This window comes from Pontibacillus yanchengensis Y32 (assembly GCF_000770635.1).
GTDB classification, from domain to species: Bacteria; Bacillota; Bacilli; order Bacillales; family BH030062; genus Pontibacillus; species Pontibacillus yanchengensis.
The window spans coordinates 1-15201 of record NZ_AVBF01000039.1 but is presented as its reverse complement, the minus strand read 5'-3'; the positions used below and the strand labels follow the sequence as shown (position 1 = coordinate 15201).

The following is a 15201-nucleotide window of genomic DNA, read 5'->3' as shown; positions in this document are numbered from 1 at the left end:
GTTACAATCTTCCGTTCTAGTTTAATTTTCTTCCCTTCTGACACATTTTCCAAACATTAACAATAATCATGTGCCTTGGTGATTTATAATAGAAATTGGTAAGATTATAAGAAGATACATACTAAGGAGGAACACCTTTCATGGAAAACACACAAAAAGATTTCTTATTTGAATTACTAACAACAGCATCTCCATCAAGTATGGAGATGGGGATTCAGAAGAAATGGATGGAATACATCAAACCGTTTGCTGACGAAATTCGTACGGATAATGCTGGTAATGTTATTGGTGTACTTAATCCAGAAGCCGACTTTAAGATATTATTGGCTGGCCATTGTGATGAGATAGCTCTAGTTATTAACCGCATTGATGACCATGGTTTTCTTCACTTTGATAAAATGGGTGGAATCAATCCTAAAGCTGCAGTAGGTATGAAAGTTACTGTGCTTGGACAAGGGGGCACGATTACTGGTGTAGTTGGAGTGAATGCTCAACACCATGGTGGTCTAAAAGGTGACTTTGATTTAGATGATTTATTTATTGATTGTGGAGCAAAGTCAAAAGAAGAAGCAGAAAAATTTGTTCAAATCGGAGACTTGGCTGTTTATAAACGCGAGCCTGAACTATTAATGGATCGATATATTTCTGGTAGAGGATTAGATAATCGAACTGGAGCGTTTATCGTTGCCGAAGTCCTACGCCGCCTATCTGAAAAAAATATTAATGTTGGTGTTTATGCGGCTAGTACAGTGAATGAAGAAACGAATATGGGTGGCGCCTATTTTGCGGCCGCTGGATTAGAACCTTCTATGGCAATAGCTGTGGATGTTACTTTTGCGACGGATTATCCACATGTGAATAAGAATAAATATGGGGATGTCCGTTTAGAGCATGGACCTGTATTAGCTAAAGGAGCACCAATTAATATTAAAATCAATCGATTATTAGAAAAAGCTGCACATTCCCTGGATATGAACGTACAATATGAATTAACGCCACGGATGACAGGGACAGACGCAGACAAAATGCGCTTAACTGGACGTGGCGTTCCTGTTAGTTTAGTATCTCTGCCTTTACGTTATATGCACTCTCCAGTAGAAACAGCTAGTGTTCAAGATATAGAAGAGGAAATAGAATTAATGGTAAAAATGATAAGTGATATGACTGGGAAGGAAAGTTTAAATCCTTTGGAGGATTAGAGAGCATTATTCAAAGGAATTAAAACATTTTGCTGTTCAAATTGATTCTTTTTGATTATAATGAGAGTTGTATTCAACTATAAAACGATTCCATCTTCGGGGCAGGGTGAAATTCCCGACCGACGGTGAAGAACCCACTTGGTGTTCTAAGTCCGTGACCCGGGAGGCCATTTTTGGCCAAGCGGTGGACCTGGTGAGAATCCGGGACCGACAGTTACAGTCTGGATGGGAGAAGATGTAGAGCGAAAAATAGGTATGTTTATACCTTTATTTGCCTATGGTCTTTTTTAACGAATCCCTGAAGTCAACGTAATGTGGCTTGAGGGTTTTTTTAGATGGACGTAAATAAAATAGGTAACATTCGCTCACCTTCATCTGGGATGTGAATCGATAGAAAGAGATGAAGGAGGAGATCGATGATGCAACCAAGCAAAGGGCGCTCATCAAAGCTTTTGAAGCTCATTACATTATCACTAATGAGCACCATTTCACTGTTACTAATGCTACTAGATTTTCCATTACCACTATTACCTGGATTTCTTAAGGTAGATTTAAGTGATGTGCCAGCACTATTTGCTGCACTATTATTCTCTCCAATCGCTGGTGTGATTGTAGAGGCAATTAAGAATCTACTACACTTCATACTGGGTAGCGGCGATCCTATAGGGGCATCTGCAAACTTCTTTGCAGGGCTTATGCTAGTTTTACCAGTATCTATGATTTATCACAGATACAAAAGTGTTAAAAGTGTTGTATCTGGTCTAGTGACAGGAACAATCGTAATGGCAGTTGGAATGTCTGTATTAAATTACTTTGTTATTCTACCTGCTTACACATGGATGATGGGCTTTGAACTGGAAGGAACGAAACTAGGCTACATCACAGCAGGGATTATTCCGTTTAACGTGGTGAAAGGAATTCTCGTCGGAATATTATTTGTACCACTGTTTGTAAAGCTAAAGCCTTGGTTTGAACAAAAGCGAGTAAATGTAACGTAATGAATCACTTAATAAATTATAAGAGAGCTTGTGGCTATTGTGCCGCAGGCTTTTTTTACTGTATAGGAAATTATAAAATTCAATGCTTGTGTATAACTAAAAAAGTGAAGTGGCCACGTCCAGCTCCAGCGCCCAGCGACTAGCAAACTTCCTGCACCTCCTTACGATAAGTCAACATCGAATCGCTTACGCTCTTCGTGTTTCCTTTATCTCAAAAGGATTAAGAGGAAGTTCGATTAAGTTCGCTGCATCGTGCAGCAACATCGAACCAACCCACATCCTGTGGCCGCAGTTTGTACGTCGCTAAACGGGCGCTTGCGCTTTTGTTCTTTTGAAAAGTTTTTTGAAGGGGAATTTCTCTATTGAAGCATGTTTGTATTTGATAAACTAACAGTAATAACCAATATTTGTTAGGGGCGGAATTTATTAATCTTGAAAAAATCTTAGTTTTAATAAAAGTGTTATATTCCATTTGTTTTATAGCGGTTTTAGTGATGGCATTAAATTTTGAGGTAAAATACGTATCTTTATTATATCTCCTTATACTAGTGTTAGTTTTAATTCAAAGTTATCTACAACACAAAATAAAAAAGAGAGATAAAAATTGAATTTTCTCTATGTGCTACGAAAAGATTTAACTTAAGCCTCTCGTCAAGTGGAGAAGCGCTTTTCTTTTGAATATATCGATTAAACAAGAAGGAATCTTTGAAAATATAAAGAATGAAAAGAAAACCAGAATAAGTGAGGGAGGGAGTGTTCATGTCTTTTGAAGAACAAATCGATACCTATGCTGAAATGTTTAATCAAAAAAAGGATTACATACAGTGCCACCACATTAGCAGGGATATGTTATTAGAAGGAAGTCATCGAGATGTGGCGAAATGTCTGGCTACATTGTCGGCTGTAATGGAGCAGGCTGAGAAAGAAAAGTGGACTGGTTATGAAAAGTTATTTACTAAATTGATGCAACAATTAGATCAAGTGGAGGAATTTCCTTTTAATCGATCACGTCTTATTCGTCAGATGCATACATTTGATGAGCATGTGAAACAGGGGAGAGATCTCCCTGCAGTTATCCTCTATAAGACCTAACAAGAAGGACGTGATGACATGAGGGCAATGGATAAACTTAAAGTCATAGAAACTGATACATACATAACGCTAGAGAATACACATGTTTTGTCGACAGAGGAAATGTTGGAGTTGGTCAATTTTGAAATATCAGAACAACTTCTTAACCATTATGACAATATAACCATTCTCGTACATAGCAAGTTCCCAGAACAAGTAGAGAAAATTTTAAGACAAAGAGGCTTCTATCTACATGATGAAACGCTCTTTGTACACAAGGATTTGCAACAAGAAGAATTAATCGGTGATTCAAATCTAACTTTCTCATCATTACACCATGTATCAACAGATATTTTTAAAGAAGCTTGGGGAGAAGTGATGTCTGGCTCTCTGAATGCACCTTCTACGTTACACATGAATGAGCAGATGATGGCCGTTAAAAAGGAGTTAGGGGAGGCGTATAAGCAATCATGTCTTATAGCATCTGAAAATGGAAATACAATAGGGGTTGTGATGCCTCATATTGAGCCAGGAACCACAAATGAAGGGAGACTGTTTTATTTTGGACTTGTGCCTTCAGAAAGAGGAATAGGCAAGAGTAGGAAACTTCATCAATCAGCATTGAGCATGCTCCAACGAGACTTTAAAGCCAGGTACTATATTGGATCCACTAGTGTTCATAATAAGCCTATGGTGAATACTTTTGTCTCGAATGGTTGTGAGATAACAGAATCCTATAAAGTATATAAACATATAAGAGGACACTAAAAAAGCATGGGGATAAAAAAATGTTATCACCATGCTTTGGTTCTGTTACGTTGTACATGCTTATGCTTTATTACGCGTTTTCTTGTTCTTCTACAAGGTAGCGTGCTGTTGGCATTGCTTGAAGACGTTCGTAAGGTATTGGTTTACCAGATTTCTCAGAATAGCCGTATTTTCCATTTTCAATACGATCTAACGCAGCATTAATTTCCTCTAGCTGCTCACGTGCATGAATGTTAAGGGTATAATCTTTGCTTTGTTCAAAGTTTTCTGTTCCTACTTCACCGGGGTGGTTATCGAGCTCTGATAGTTCACCTACAGAATCTTCTGGACCACCCTCTGAGCTCTCGTATCCTTTATGGTTATCGAGTTCTTTTTCAGCTTCTGTCTTCATTTCGTATAATCTGTTTTTAAGATCTTGTATTTGTTCATTTGTTAACATGCCTAGGCTCCTTTCACAAAACGGAGCTTCTATTTTGGAACGACACCTACTGTACAACGGGAAACACAAATTAATGCATCATCTTCATCAACAATGTTGATTTCCCAAACCATTGTACTTTTCCCAATATGTGTAGGTGTGGCAACTCCATATACAAGGCCATTGCGTTTGCTTTTGATGTGGTTGGCATTTATTTCGATGCCAAATACATTATACTTCTCCATATCCACGTGAAGAATCGAACCAATACTAGCTGCCGTTTCAGCAAGTGCAACACTAGCACCACCATGTAAAAAACCGAGTGGTTGATGGGTTCGATGATCAACAGGCATAGAAAGAACCACACGTTCCTTTGTCAGAGTTACCTCTTCTATTCCAAGAGCTCCTAGCATTGAATTTTTATAATCCATTTCCATTAGTTCATCTTCCTTTCTAGAATATTTCCTTTTTAAAGCAATACAAAACATTAGTAATGGTTATGTATTCAAGTTGCTATAAGAAAAATCCTTCCAGTAATTTATGAGAATAGCGCAAACGGTCGTTAAGCGACAGCGATAGACACAGAACGCTGTTTGTCACATTATAGGTATGCTCGGATTGAGCGGTCGCTCCAAATTTTCAAAAGTCGCTCCAGAGCCGAGCCCCACAGCAAAGCTCAATCTAAAAAAGACAAGCACAGTAGGCTTGTCTTTAAAAGGTAATGGGTATTAATAATTGTAATAACAGGGAAATTCCGAGTAAAATGCCAAAAATCGTATTCGTTTGAGCTGTGAATTTCATGGCAGGAAGCATTTCTAGTGGTGATGTGTTGTTTGCAAAGCCTTGAATGGCTTTCTTAGGTTTTGGAATGCTTAAGAATACGATTAATGACCAAATAGGAAGTAAACCTGCTATAATATAAAGGACAATTAGTAAATAGGCTGTACCGAATAACATGCCTAAAAAGGTGACAGCACCTTTATGTCCAAATAGAATGGCTAATGTTTTACGGCCGTTTTCTTTATCGCCTTCAAGATCTCGGATGTTGTTGGCTAAAAGGATAGCGCCAATCAGGATGGCTACAGGAATCGATATGATAATTACCTCGCTAGTAATAGATAACGTCTGGATATAATAGCTAATACCAATAATAACGGTTCCCATAAAGAATCCTGATATCACTTCACCAAATGGAGTATAAGCAATTGGATAAGGTCCACCAGTGTACAGATAGCCGAATGCCATTGAAATAAGTCCAATGAGTGCAATCCACCAACTTGTGGCGATACAAATATAAACACCAAGAAGCATTGCAATACCGAAAAAGCTTACCGCTAATGCCAATACTTTCTTGGGTGGAATACCGTCACGAACGATTGCACCACCAATGCCGATTGAATGCTCGGTATCTAAGCCGCGAACATAGTCATAGTATTCATTGAACATGTTCGTCGCTGCTTGTATTAAAATAGAAGCGAATAGCATGGCTAGAAATAAGCCAACGTGAATGGGTTCTTGTAAAGTAGCAAGCATTGTTCCAATGAATACTGGGACGAACGCTGCTGTTAAGGTATGTGGCCTCAAGAGTCTCCACCAGACTTGCCACCCTTTTCGCTCATTTAAAGCAGTTTGTATATCTTGTTTTTTCATGCTTTGCATACGTTTCTCTCCCTTAGGAATAGGACAATTAGTTTATATTTGCCCCTAATTAAGTTTAGGCAAACTGGACGACCCTGTCAATTACCTATTCACTCAATAATAGAGGGAAATATAAGCATTTCTTGAGTCAAACAAAAAAAGAGAATACAATTAAAGATGGGATTTTGGGAATTTCGTTTATTTTTCGATATAATTATAATTATCATATTGCATAATAGCTATGCTAGTCCCTGGTTGATTGGAGGGCAATATTTTGATTCAAACAACTTCAACATTATATGAAAAGCTATACCGTTCTATAGCTACAATAGATTCTTCACAGTCAAGTCAATTAGTCAGTGTTACAACTGAGATAGAGGAAGTAAAACCTCTTGCATTTTATCAAGCAGGTAACACATTTAAGGGAGAAAGGTTTTATTGGTCTAGTGCTGACCGTTCATTTACCCTGGTAGGTATAGGGGAAGCTTGCAAAATTGAATCCAATGAAGAAGGATTTCAACTAACGCAAAAACAGTGGGGTGAGTTACTCAACCATGCTGAAATTGATAACGTTACAAATGCTTCAGGGACAGGACCTGTTGCATTCGGAGGATTTGCTTTTGACCCTTATAAACAAGCTTCGGCTACATGGAGTGATTTTCCTAACAGCTCCACGGTGGTTCCTAGGTTTTTGTTAACGAAATCTGGAACAAAGTATTTTATTACAATTAATGCGCTTTTATCTCCTGAGGATTCTACTGACCTTTATTATCAGGAACTAGTAAATCAGTGTACAACACTACTTGAAAAGGAATTCGAGCAGAGCTCAGAACCACAATTAATTCAACAAGAGGAAGTGGCACCTGAGGAGTGGAAGCGTATTGTAAGAGAAACAACAGAGGAAATAAAAGCAGGGAAGCTAGGGAAAGTTGTGTTAGCTAGAGAAATGATTGCAACTTTTTCTTCTGATATATATATAGCGTCATTGTTAAACACGTTACAGGAGCAACAGCATCAAAGTTATGTATTTGCATATGAACGCGGGGATTCTTGCTTTGTAGGAGCTACTCCAGAACGACTGGTGAAGCTTGAGGAAAGAGAACTTCTCTCTACTTGTTTAGCTGGTACGATTGCTAGAGGAGAAACAGTTGAAGAAGATCGCTATTTGGGAAACCAATTATTACAAGATAATAAGAACCTTCAAGAGCACGAATTTGTCGTGAATATGATTAAGGCTGCAGTGGAAACGTGTTGTCATGATGTGGATGTACCAGATCATCCTGTCTTATATCCCTTACGTAATTTGCAGCATTTATACACCCCTGTAAGAGGAAAATTGTATAATGGGTACACCATATTAGATATCGTCAAACAGCTCCATCCAACCCCAGCTTTAGGTGGGTATCCTATAAAAGAGTCTATCGAATTCATACGTGAGAAAGAACCCTTCCACAGAGGTTGGTATGCTTCTCCTATTGGTTGGTTCGATGCTCGGGATAATGGAGAATTTGCTGTAGCCATACGATCTGCTCTTATTACTCACAATCAAGCAGTTCTTTTTTCTGGGTGTGGTATTGTGGAAGATTCTCATCCTGAAGCGGAATATGAAGAAACGGCGATAAAATTTCTACCAATGCTTCATGCTCTAGGAGGATCTCAATGACACATACGACCCAATTAACTAAATATGTAGGGAACTTTATAGATGAATTAGCTAAAGGAGGGATGACAGATATAGTCATCTCTCCTGGTTCACGTTCAACCCCTTTATCCATGATGATTGCAGAGCATGAAAGCATTAAACATTGGGTTCATATGGATGAACGTTCTGCAGCTTTTTTTGCATTGGGGATGGCGAAACAACAACAAAAGCCTGTAGCTCTTGTGTGCACCTCAGGCACCGCTGCAGCGAACTATTATCCTGCCATTGTGGAAGCCTATTATAGTAGGGTCCCTTTGGTTATTTTAACTGCCGATCGACCTCATGAACTTCGTGATGTAGGTGCACCACAGTCAATTGATCAAATTCATATGTTTAGTCGATATGTGAAATGGTTTCAAGAAATGGCAATGCCTGAAGAAAGTGACGCTATGTTACGTTATGTTAGGAGTATTGGCGCGAGAGCATTACATCAATCATTAGATGGAAATGCAGGTCCTGTACATTTAAATTTCCCTTTCCGCGAGCCACTTGTACCTGACTTTTCCGTTGAAAATGTATGGGGGGAACGCAATGAAGGCTATCACCCTGTAACAAGTGGAAAACGAATGCTTGAAACTAGCCAAATCGAGAAGATTAAGGATGAGATAGGCTCACTTGAAAGAGGTTTACTAGTATGTGGTCCCCAAGAGGACAAGGAATTAGCTGAAGCCATCACATCGTTAGCGAAACATCTACAACTCCCACTTCTAGCAGACCCGTTATCGCAGGTAAGAGCTGGAGAGCATGAGAAAGATCATGTAATTGAATGCTATGATGCGATGTTAAAAAGTGAAGAAGTGCGAGAAGGGTTTAATCCTGATTTTATTATTCGATTTGGGGCTATGCCTGTTTCAAAGCCTTACAAATTATTGATTGAGAATCATCCAGACATCGTGCAATATGTTGTAGAAGATCATGAAGGCCATCGAGAGCCGACGAATAATCATACTAGAATGATTTATGCAGAAGGTACGACATTTTGTAAGCAATGGCTACATGAAGTTGGTACGTGGATGTTTGATAAATCTTGGCTTGATAAGTGGCGAGATGCCAACCGTATTACTAAGAAGTGCTTGATAGATGATAAGGGCATTGGATCGCTATCCGAAGGGCATGTCATAACCGAGTTAACGGAGTTACTTCCAGAGGAAAGTTCCATCTATATTGGGAATAGCATGCCAGTTCGCGACTTAGATACGTTTTTCATGACGACACCAAAGCATATAAGAGTGTTAGCTAATCGTGGTGCAAATGGAATAGATGGGATGGTTTCAAGCGCATTGGGTGCTGCAGCATATGGTGAGCCTGTAACGCTGGTTTTAGGTGATTTATCCTTTTACCATGATTTAAATGGATTATTAATGGCGAAGCAATATGGATTAGATATACGAATCGTTGTCATTAACAACCAAGGTGGAGGCATATTCTCCTTCCTCCCTCAGGCAAACCATCCAGGACATTTCGAGCCTTTATTTGGAACCCCTTTACAGCTTGACTTTCAAAAAGCAGTTGAAATGTATAATGGGAACTTTACTAGAGTGGATACATGGGAACAATTTCGAGGTGCTATGACCACTAGTTTTTCCATCAACGATTTACACGTGATTGAAGTCATGACGAATCGGGATGAAAATGCACAGTGGCATCGGGATAAATGGAAACAAATCGAAGCATCATTAAGAGAGGTATAGGAGGACTTAGGAATTGTATATCACAATCAATGATACCCATTATTGGATTGAACAGCATGGAGAAGGTCCTCCAATCTTGTTGTTGCACGGGTTTACCGGGACTCATCATACATGGGGACATTTTGTAAATGACTGGAAAGATCAGTTTAAGATTATTACAATAGACTTACCAGGGCATGGTAAAACGAAAAGTAGTACAGAATTTACGATGGAGTCTGTTTGTAAGGATATGGATGACATACTCCTGCAGTTAGAGTTGGAAAACCTATACGTATTAGGTTATTCCATGGGAGGGCGAACGGCTTTATCATATGCGATGATTTATCCCGAGCGGGTGAAGGGTTTAATTCTTGAAAGTGCAAGTCCAGGTTTGGAAACAGCTCATGAACAGCTTACTAGACAGACCAAAGATGAAAGTCTCGCTACTGAAATTGAACAGTATGGGGTAGAAGCATTTGTTAACCATTGGCAGGAGCTTCCGATGTTCGCATCTCAGCAAGGTCTTTCGGAAGAGGTAAAGGAAACCATTCGTAACGAACGGTTATCCCATACTTCTGAGGGGCTGGCTGCTTCACTTAGAGGTATGGGGACAGGTATTCAGCCTTCTTGGTGGGATAAACTTTCAACCTTTACAGGAGATGTGCTTCTTCTATCTGGCGAATTAGATGAAAAGTTTACAACTATAGCTGAAAATATGGAGAAAGCATTCCAAAAAGCCCATCATGTTAAAGTTTCCAATACTGGACATGCAATACATGTGGAACAACCGAAATTTTTTGGTAAAATAGTAACTGAATTCATTTTTCCAAGCGAGGAGTAATGAAAGCGTTTTAACATGCAAAAGTAGGATAGGAGGAATTTTAAATGACAGTAGAATGGGTGAACGAACGTCATTATGAAGATATTTTATATCAAACGTATGATGGCATTGCAAAAATCACAATTAACCGACCAGAAGTACGAAATGCATTTCGTCCAACAACCGTAAAGGAATTATTAGATGCATTTGCATTTGCACGCGATGACTCAAAAATCGGTGCCATTGTTCTAGCAGGAGCAGGAGACGATGCCTTCTGTGCTGGAGGAGATCAGAAAGTACGTGGCCATGGTGGTTATGTAGGGGAAGACGAAATCCCTCGTTTGAATGTTCTAGATCTACAGCGCTTAATTCGCGTTATACCAAAGCCAGTTGTAGCTATGGTGTCAGGATATGCTATCGGTGGTGGACACGTTTTACATATCGTATGTGACTTAACCATCGCTGCAGACAATGCAATCTTTGGACAAACAGGTCCTAAGGTAGGAAGCTTCGATGCAGGATATGGTGCAGGACTGCTTGCTCGTATTGTTGGTCATAAAAAGGCTCGTGAAATTTGGTATCTGTGCCGTCAGTATTCTGCTAAAGAAGCAGAAGATATGGGCTTAGTCAATACAGTTGTGCCTGTTGATCAATTAGAGGCAGAAACGGTTCAATGGTGTCAAGAAATGCTCGACAAATCACCTACGGCTCTACGCTTCTTGAAAGCATCCTTTAATGCGGATACGGATGGTTTAGCAGGTCTACAACAAATGGGTGGAGATGCGACGCTATTGTACTACACAACGGATGAGGCAAAAGAAGGTCGCGATGCATTTAAAGAAAAACGCAAACCTGACTTTAAGCAATTCCCTAGATTTCCTTAATGCTCAAACCCTTGCCCCATTTAGGGCAAGGGTTTTCTATTTCACTCAACATGTTTGTGATAGACATATAAGGTTAACATAAATGTATCAAGAAAAGGGAGGGTGTCTATGAGTACTGAAACCATTCCGAATTGGTTAGAAAAGCGTGTTGCTTTAACCCCGGAGCGTCCGGCGATTCATACTCAAGAAAGCTCGATTACGTTTGAAGAATTACGTACCCAAGCGATGAGTATGGCGGGGAAACTAACGTCACTAGGTGTCAAAAAAGGAAGTCACGTGGCCATTTACGCCAACAATTCACTAGATTTTGTGCGTTTTGTCCACGCCATCTCCTATATAGGAGCAGTAGGTGTTTTTTTGAATACGCGCCTTACTAAAAGGGAAATTAGCTTTCAATTAAAAGATGCTGACTGTGATGTGGTTATCTATGATCAAGATATATCTTCTATCATTGAAGACCTTGGAGAAGAATTAGCGATTCGTAGTCATTCTTTTGCAGAGATATCAAAACAGAATGAGTCACCATATGAGCCACAATTAGAGGTGGCTATGGATGAGGTTTATACCATTCTCTATACGTCTGGGACAACAGGAAATCCTAAAGGGGTTATGTTGACATATGGAAATCATTGGTGGAGCGCTGTAAGCTCTGCTTTAAACCTTGGCTTAAGTGAAGAAGATCATTGGTTAGCTACACTTCCTTTATTTCATGTAGGAGGTTTATCGCTTTTATTTAAAAATGTGATATATGGTATGCCAATTACTCTCTTAACATCGTTCGATGAACAAGAAATACATAACGCAATCATGGAAAAAGGAGTCACAATCGTTTCAGTTGTTTCTGTTATGCTCAAGCGACTGTTAGCACAATTACACGTAGATGAAGCGTATCCATCAAGCTTTCGCTGTATGCTTTTAGGAGGAGGCCCTGCACCGAAGCCTTTATTAGAAGAAGCAGCCTCTAAGCAAGTTCCTGTTATTCAAACATATGGGATGACGGAAACGTCCTCACAAATTGTTACCTTAAGTGCTCAGGATGCATTGTGGAAAATTGGTTCTGCAGGAAAACCCTTATTTCCAGCCCAACTGACTATCTTAAACAATCACCAAAAAACTGGAGCCCAAACCATAGGAGAAATTGTTGTAAAAGGGCCGATGGTGACAAGCGGCTACTATAAACGCCCTGAAGCAAATGAAGAAACCATTCAAGATGGATGGCTTTTTACGGGAGATCTTGGTTATGTAGATGAGGAAGGTTTTCTATATGTTGTTGATCGACGTAAAGACATGATTATTTCAGGTGGGGAAAATATCTATCCTGCTGAAATTGAGGAAGTACTATTAGGGGTAGATAGTATCAAAGAAGTCGGCGTGATTGGCCAAGACGATGATCGTTGGGGAGAAGTGCCTGTTGCATTTGTGGTTCTCCATGAGGGAGTGTCATTATCTACCGAAGAGATTTATTCCCATTGTGTTCGTGCTCTTGCTAAGTACAAAATCCCCAAAATGATTTATTTTGAGGACTATCTTCCACGGAATGCATCAAACAAATTACTTCGAAGAGAATTGGGGAACTGGTTGAAGAAAAGGGGAAATGCAGAATGAACCTAACGAACGTAACATTATACCGGTATGAGATGAATCTCGTATCTCCATTTAAAACCCATCTTGGTGAAGTAAGCAAAAGAGAAGGGGTACTTGTAGAGGTGAAGGATGGTCAAGGAATAAGTGGATGGGGAGAAGGAGTGGCTTTCTCCACTCCTTTTTATACTGGTGAAACAGTCCAATCGTCCTGGGATATCATGATTCAACAGCTTCTTCCTTTTTTAAAGGAGCATTCTATTGAACATCCACAAGATGTTTCTGAACGTTTAACAGGCTTTCAAGATAACCAAATGGCAAAAGCTGCTATCGAAACAGCAGTATGGGATGTATATGCCAAAACAAAGCAAAAGCCACTCTCTCATTTGATAGGTGGTCGTAAGAACGAAATCGAGGTAGGCGTGGTGCTTGGTTTACAAGATGATATACATACACTACTTCCACAATACAAAGAGGCGGGGTATCGAAGGTTTAAGTTGAAGGTTGAAAAAGGGGAGGAACGAGAGCGTATAGACATTGCACGCTCATATGTGCCAGCTCATCTATTAATGTTTGATGGGAATGGTGCATACAGCAAGGATGACATGGACCATTTAAAATCATTAGATGACCTTGGTTTAATGATGATCGAGCAACCGTTTCAAGCAGGCGATTTTTATCTACATCAACAACTCCAGCAGCACATGAACACACCCATTTGCTTGGATGAAAGTATTACGAGCTATCATGATGCTTATCAAGCCATTCAGTTGGAAAGTTGTAAAGTGATAAATATTAAAATTGGAAGAGTGGGTGGCTTAACCGAAGCTATAAGAATTCACGACCTTTGTGCGCAGTATAATATTCCAGTTTGGTGCGGAGGAATGCTAGAAACGGGTATCTCCAGAGCCCATAACATTGCCCTCGCAAGTTTACCAAATTTCACTATACCAGGTGATATTTCAGCCTCGAAGCGGTACTGGGAGAAGGATGTTATTATACCGGAAGTAGAATTACCTAATGGGTATGTAGTCATCCCAGACGGAGATGGAATTGGCTATGATGTCGATGTTGATTACATAAGTAAGATAACAACGGATTCGTACATGTTGGACTTGTAATGGATTTCTGATGAGCTGGTTACTATTAAGAGTAATCTGCTCTTATTTTATATTGAAAAACCGATTAAACCACTGTGTTTTATTAGTTTTTCTATAGACATTTTTCAGGGAAGTATGAAAGAATAAATAAAACTACCCTACACAGAAGAAGAGAGGTGCCCACACATGCAAGAATGGCTCAAAGAAGTAGCTAGGGGGAAACGAGGTTCAACAGACCTATCCTACGATCAAACAAGAGAAGCGGCTGCATCTATACTAAATGGCGAAGCAACAGATGCCCAAGTCGCAGGGTATCTCGTTGCCGAACGAATCAAAACCGAATCTCCTGATGAGATGCTTGCTTTTGTTCACAGTTTACGAGAACATAGCCAAACCATTCCTGTTCCATCATCCGTTCAACGTAGCCTTGTAGACTTCGCGGGTCCGTATAATGGTAGAAAATCCTTTCTAGCAACGATACCTGTTTCTATCCTTTTATCAGAGTATGGAATTCCTGCTTACTTGCACAGTAGTGATGCCTTGCCGCCTAAATACGGAACAACAGTGAAAGACGTTCTGACTGCATTAGGAATAAAAGTGGAACAGACGCACCAGCAAATTACACAATCCATTGAGGAAAAGGGAATAGGGTTTGCCTCAACGGAATCTCTTTGCCCTTCACTTGGAAGATTAAGGCCGATTCGCGAACAATTGCACGTAAGAACATTATTGAATACAGCAGAAAAGTTATTAAATTTATCAAATGCTCATTCATTAATGATGGGAGCTTATCATCGTACAGCTATTAATAAAATTTATCCATTATTTGAAGGACTCACATATCAACATGTATATATCGTTCAAGGTGTAGAAGGATCTGAAGACTTACCAGTACACAGAAATAGCTTTATTTTCAAGATTTCCAATGAAACGTATGAGGATTGGGTTGTAAAACCAAAAGATTATGGTTTACTGGATAAAGAGTTTGATAAAGATCATAAGTTAACGATTCAAGAACAAGCAGACATCATTCTCGCTTTATTAAGTGGAGAAGTGCCAGAATCGTATCGCTACTACTATAATCAAGTACTATTCAATGCAGGCATTCGGTATTATCTGTTTGGAGACGTTGAGACAATCGAAGAAGGGATTTCGATTGCAAAGGAACAGTTGCAAAGTCAAAAAGGTCTAAGACAGTTAGAGAAGTGGAGAGGGGATTAACTAGGAAGCATGTGGATGAAGTAATTCTCACATGCTTTTAGTGATTTTCATTCAAATGAGCCTCTTATGTAAAAGGCTGTGATATGTTCTTCCATATAAGCACCATTATGTTGAAGACTTGGATTCGAGAT

Annotated in this window: 14 protein-coding genes and 1 riboswitch; of the genes, 11 read left to right on the top strand and 3 right to left on the bottom strand. The window is 39.5% G+C overall.

The features are described 5' to 3' along the window. Positions 1–140 precede the first annotated feature (140 nt). The 4 genes from N782_RS13615 to N782_RS13600 all read left to right on the top strand — a co-directional run bounded on the left by N782_RS13615 (position 141) and on the right by N782_RS13600 (position 4036). The gene (locus tag N782_RS13615) at positions 141–1199 is read left to right on the top strand and encodes a M20/M25/M40 family metallo-hydrolase (protein ID WP_036821089.1); all 1059 of its coding nucleotides are present in this window, start codon (positions 141–143) and stop codon (positions 1197–1199) included. A gap of 88 nt (positions 1200–1287) precedes the next feature. After that, a riboswitch (FMN riboswitch) is annotated at positions 1288–1440 on the top strand. Positions 1441–1618: 178 nt separating this feature from the next. Further along, positions 1619–2197 carry an ECF transporter S component gene (locus tag N782_RS13610; RefSeq protein ID WP_036821160.1) on the top strand — a complete coding sequence of 193 codons (579 nt, stop codon included), beginning with the start codon at positions 1619–1621 and terminating at the stop codon, positions 2195–2197. A gap of 759 nt (positions 2198–2956) precedes the next feature. Beyond that, positions 2957–3289, top strand: a complete 333-nt coding sequence (locus N782_RS13605; RefSeq protein ID WP_036821086.1) for a hypothetical protein — start codon at positions 2957–2959, stop codon at positions 3287–3289. 27 nt (positions 3290–3316) lie between these two features. Further along, the gene (locus tag N782_RS13600) at positions 3317–4036 is read left to right on the top strand and encodes a GNAT family N-acetyltransferase (protein ID WP_161783114.1); all 720 of its coding nucleotides are present in this window, start codon (positions 3317–3319) and stop codon (positions 4034–4036) included. Between the two features lie 70 nt (positions 4037–4106). Here N782_RS13600 and N782_RS13595 read toward each other — a convergent pair whose 3' ends face one another. The 3 genes from N782_RS13595 to N782_RS13585 form a co-directional block, all read right to left on the bottom strand. After that, complete coding sequence (locus N782_RS13595) at positions 4107–4475, bottom strand: TraR/DksA C4-type zinc finger protein (RefSeq protein ID WP_036821083.1); 369 nt, start codon at positions 4473–4475, stop codon at positions 4107–4109. 29 nt (positions 4476–4504) lie between these two features. Further along, positions 4505–4885, bottom strand: coding sequence for a hotdog fold thioesterase (locus tag N782_RS13590; protein ID WP_036821156.1), 381 nt, complete (start codon positions 4883–4885; stop codon positions 4505–4507). A gap of 280 nt (positions 4886–5165) precedes the next feature. Then, positions 5166–6113 carry a 1,4-dihydroxy-2-naphthoate polyprenyltransferase gene (locus N782_RS13585; protein ID WP_036821080.1) on the bottom strand — a complete coding sequence of 316 codons (948 nt, stop codon included), beginning with the start codon at positions 6111–6113 and terminating at the stop codon, positions 5166–5168. Positions 6114–6366: 253 nt separating this feature from the next. Here N782_RS13585 and N782_RS13580 point away from each other — a divergent pair, with 253 nt between their 5' ends. The 7 genes from N782_RS13580 to N782_RS13550 all read left to right on the top strand — a co-directional run bounded on the left by N782_RS13580 (position 6367) and on the right by N782_RS13550 (position 15070). Beyond that, positions 6367–7755 carry an isochorismate synthase gene (locus N782_RS13580; protein WP_036821077.1) on the top strand — a complete coding sequence of 463 codons (1389 nt, stop codon included), beginning with the start codon at positions 6367–6369 and terminating at the stop codon, positions 7753–7755. Continuing rightward, positions 7752–9485 (top strand): 2-succinyl-5-enolpyruvyl-6-hydroxy-3-cyclohexene-1-carboxylic-acid synthase, encoded by a 1734-nt coding sequence (gene menD / locus N782_RS13575; RefSeq protein ID WP_036821075.1) that lies wholly within the window; start codon positions 7752–7754, stop codon positions 9483–9485. Before N782_RS13580 ends, menD begins: the two co-directional genes overlap by 4 nt. Positions 9486–9498: 13 nt before the next feature. Further along, a complete protein-coding gene (gene menH / locus N782_RS13570) occupies positions 9499–10305 on the top strand; it encodes a 2-succinyl-6-hydroxy-2,4-cyclohexadiene-1-carboxylate synthase (protein WP_152600775.1) in 807 nt (268 codons plus the stop codon). Positions 10306–10349: 44 nt separating this feature from the next. Continuing rightward, positions 10350–11168, top strand: a complete 819-nt coding sequence (gene menB, locus N782_RS13565; RefSeq protein ID WP_036821072.1) for a 1,4-dihydroxy-2-naphthoyl-CoA synthase — start codon at positions 10350–10352, stop codon at positions 11166–11168. 108 nt (positions 11169–11276) lie between these two features. Beyond that, complete coding sequence (locus N782_RS13560; RefSeq protein WP_036821069.1) at positions 11277–12773, top strand: o-succinylbenzoate--CoA ligase; 1497 nt, start codon at positions 11277–11279, stop codon at positions 12771–12773. Then, positions 12770–13870, top strand: coding sequence for an o-succinylbenzoate synthase (gene menC / locus N782_RS13555; protein ID WP_036821066.1), 1101 nt, complete (start codon positions 12770–12772; stop codon positions 13868–13870). Before N782_RS13560 ends, menC begins: the two co-directional genes overlap by 4 nt. A gap of 165 nt (positions 13871–14035) precedes the next feature. Next, the gene (locus tag N782_RS13550; protein WP_036821063.1) at positions 14036–15070 is read left to right on the top strand and encodes an anthranilate phosphoribosyltransferase; all 1035 of its coding nucleotides are present in this window, start codon (positions 14036–14038) and stop codon (positions 15068–15070) included. The last annotated feature ends 131 nt before the right edge of the window (positions 15071–15201 follow it).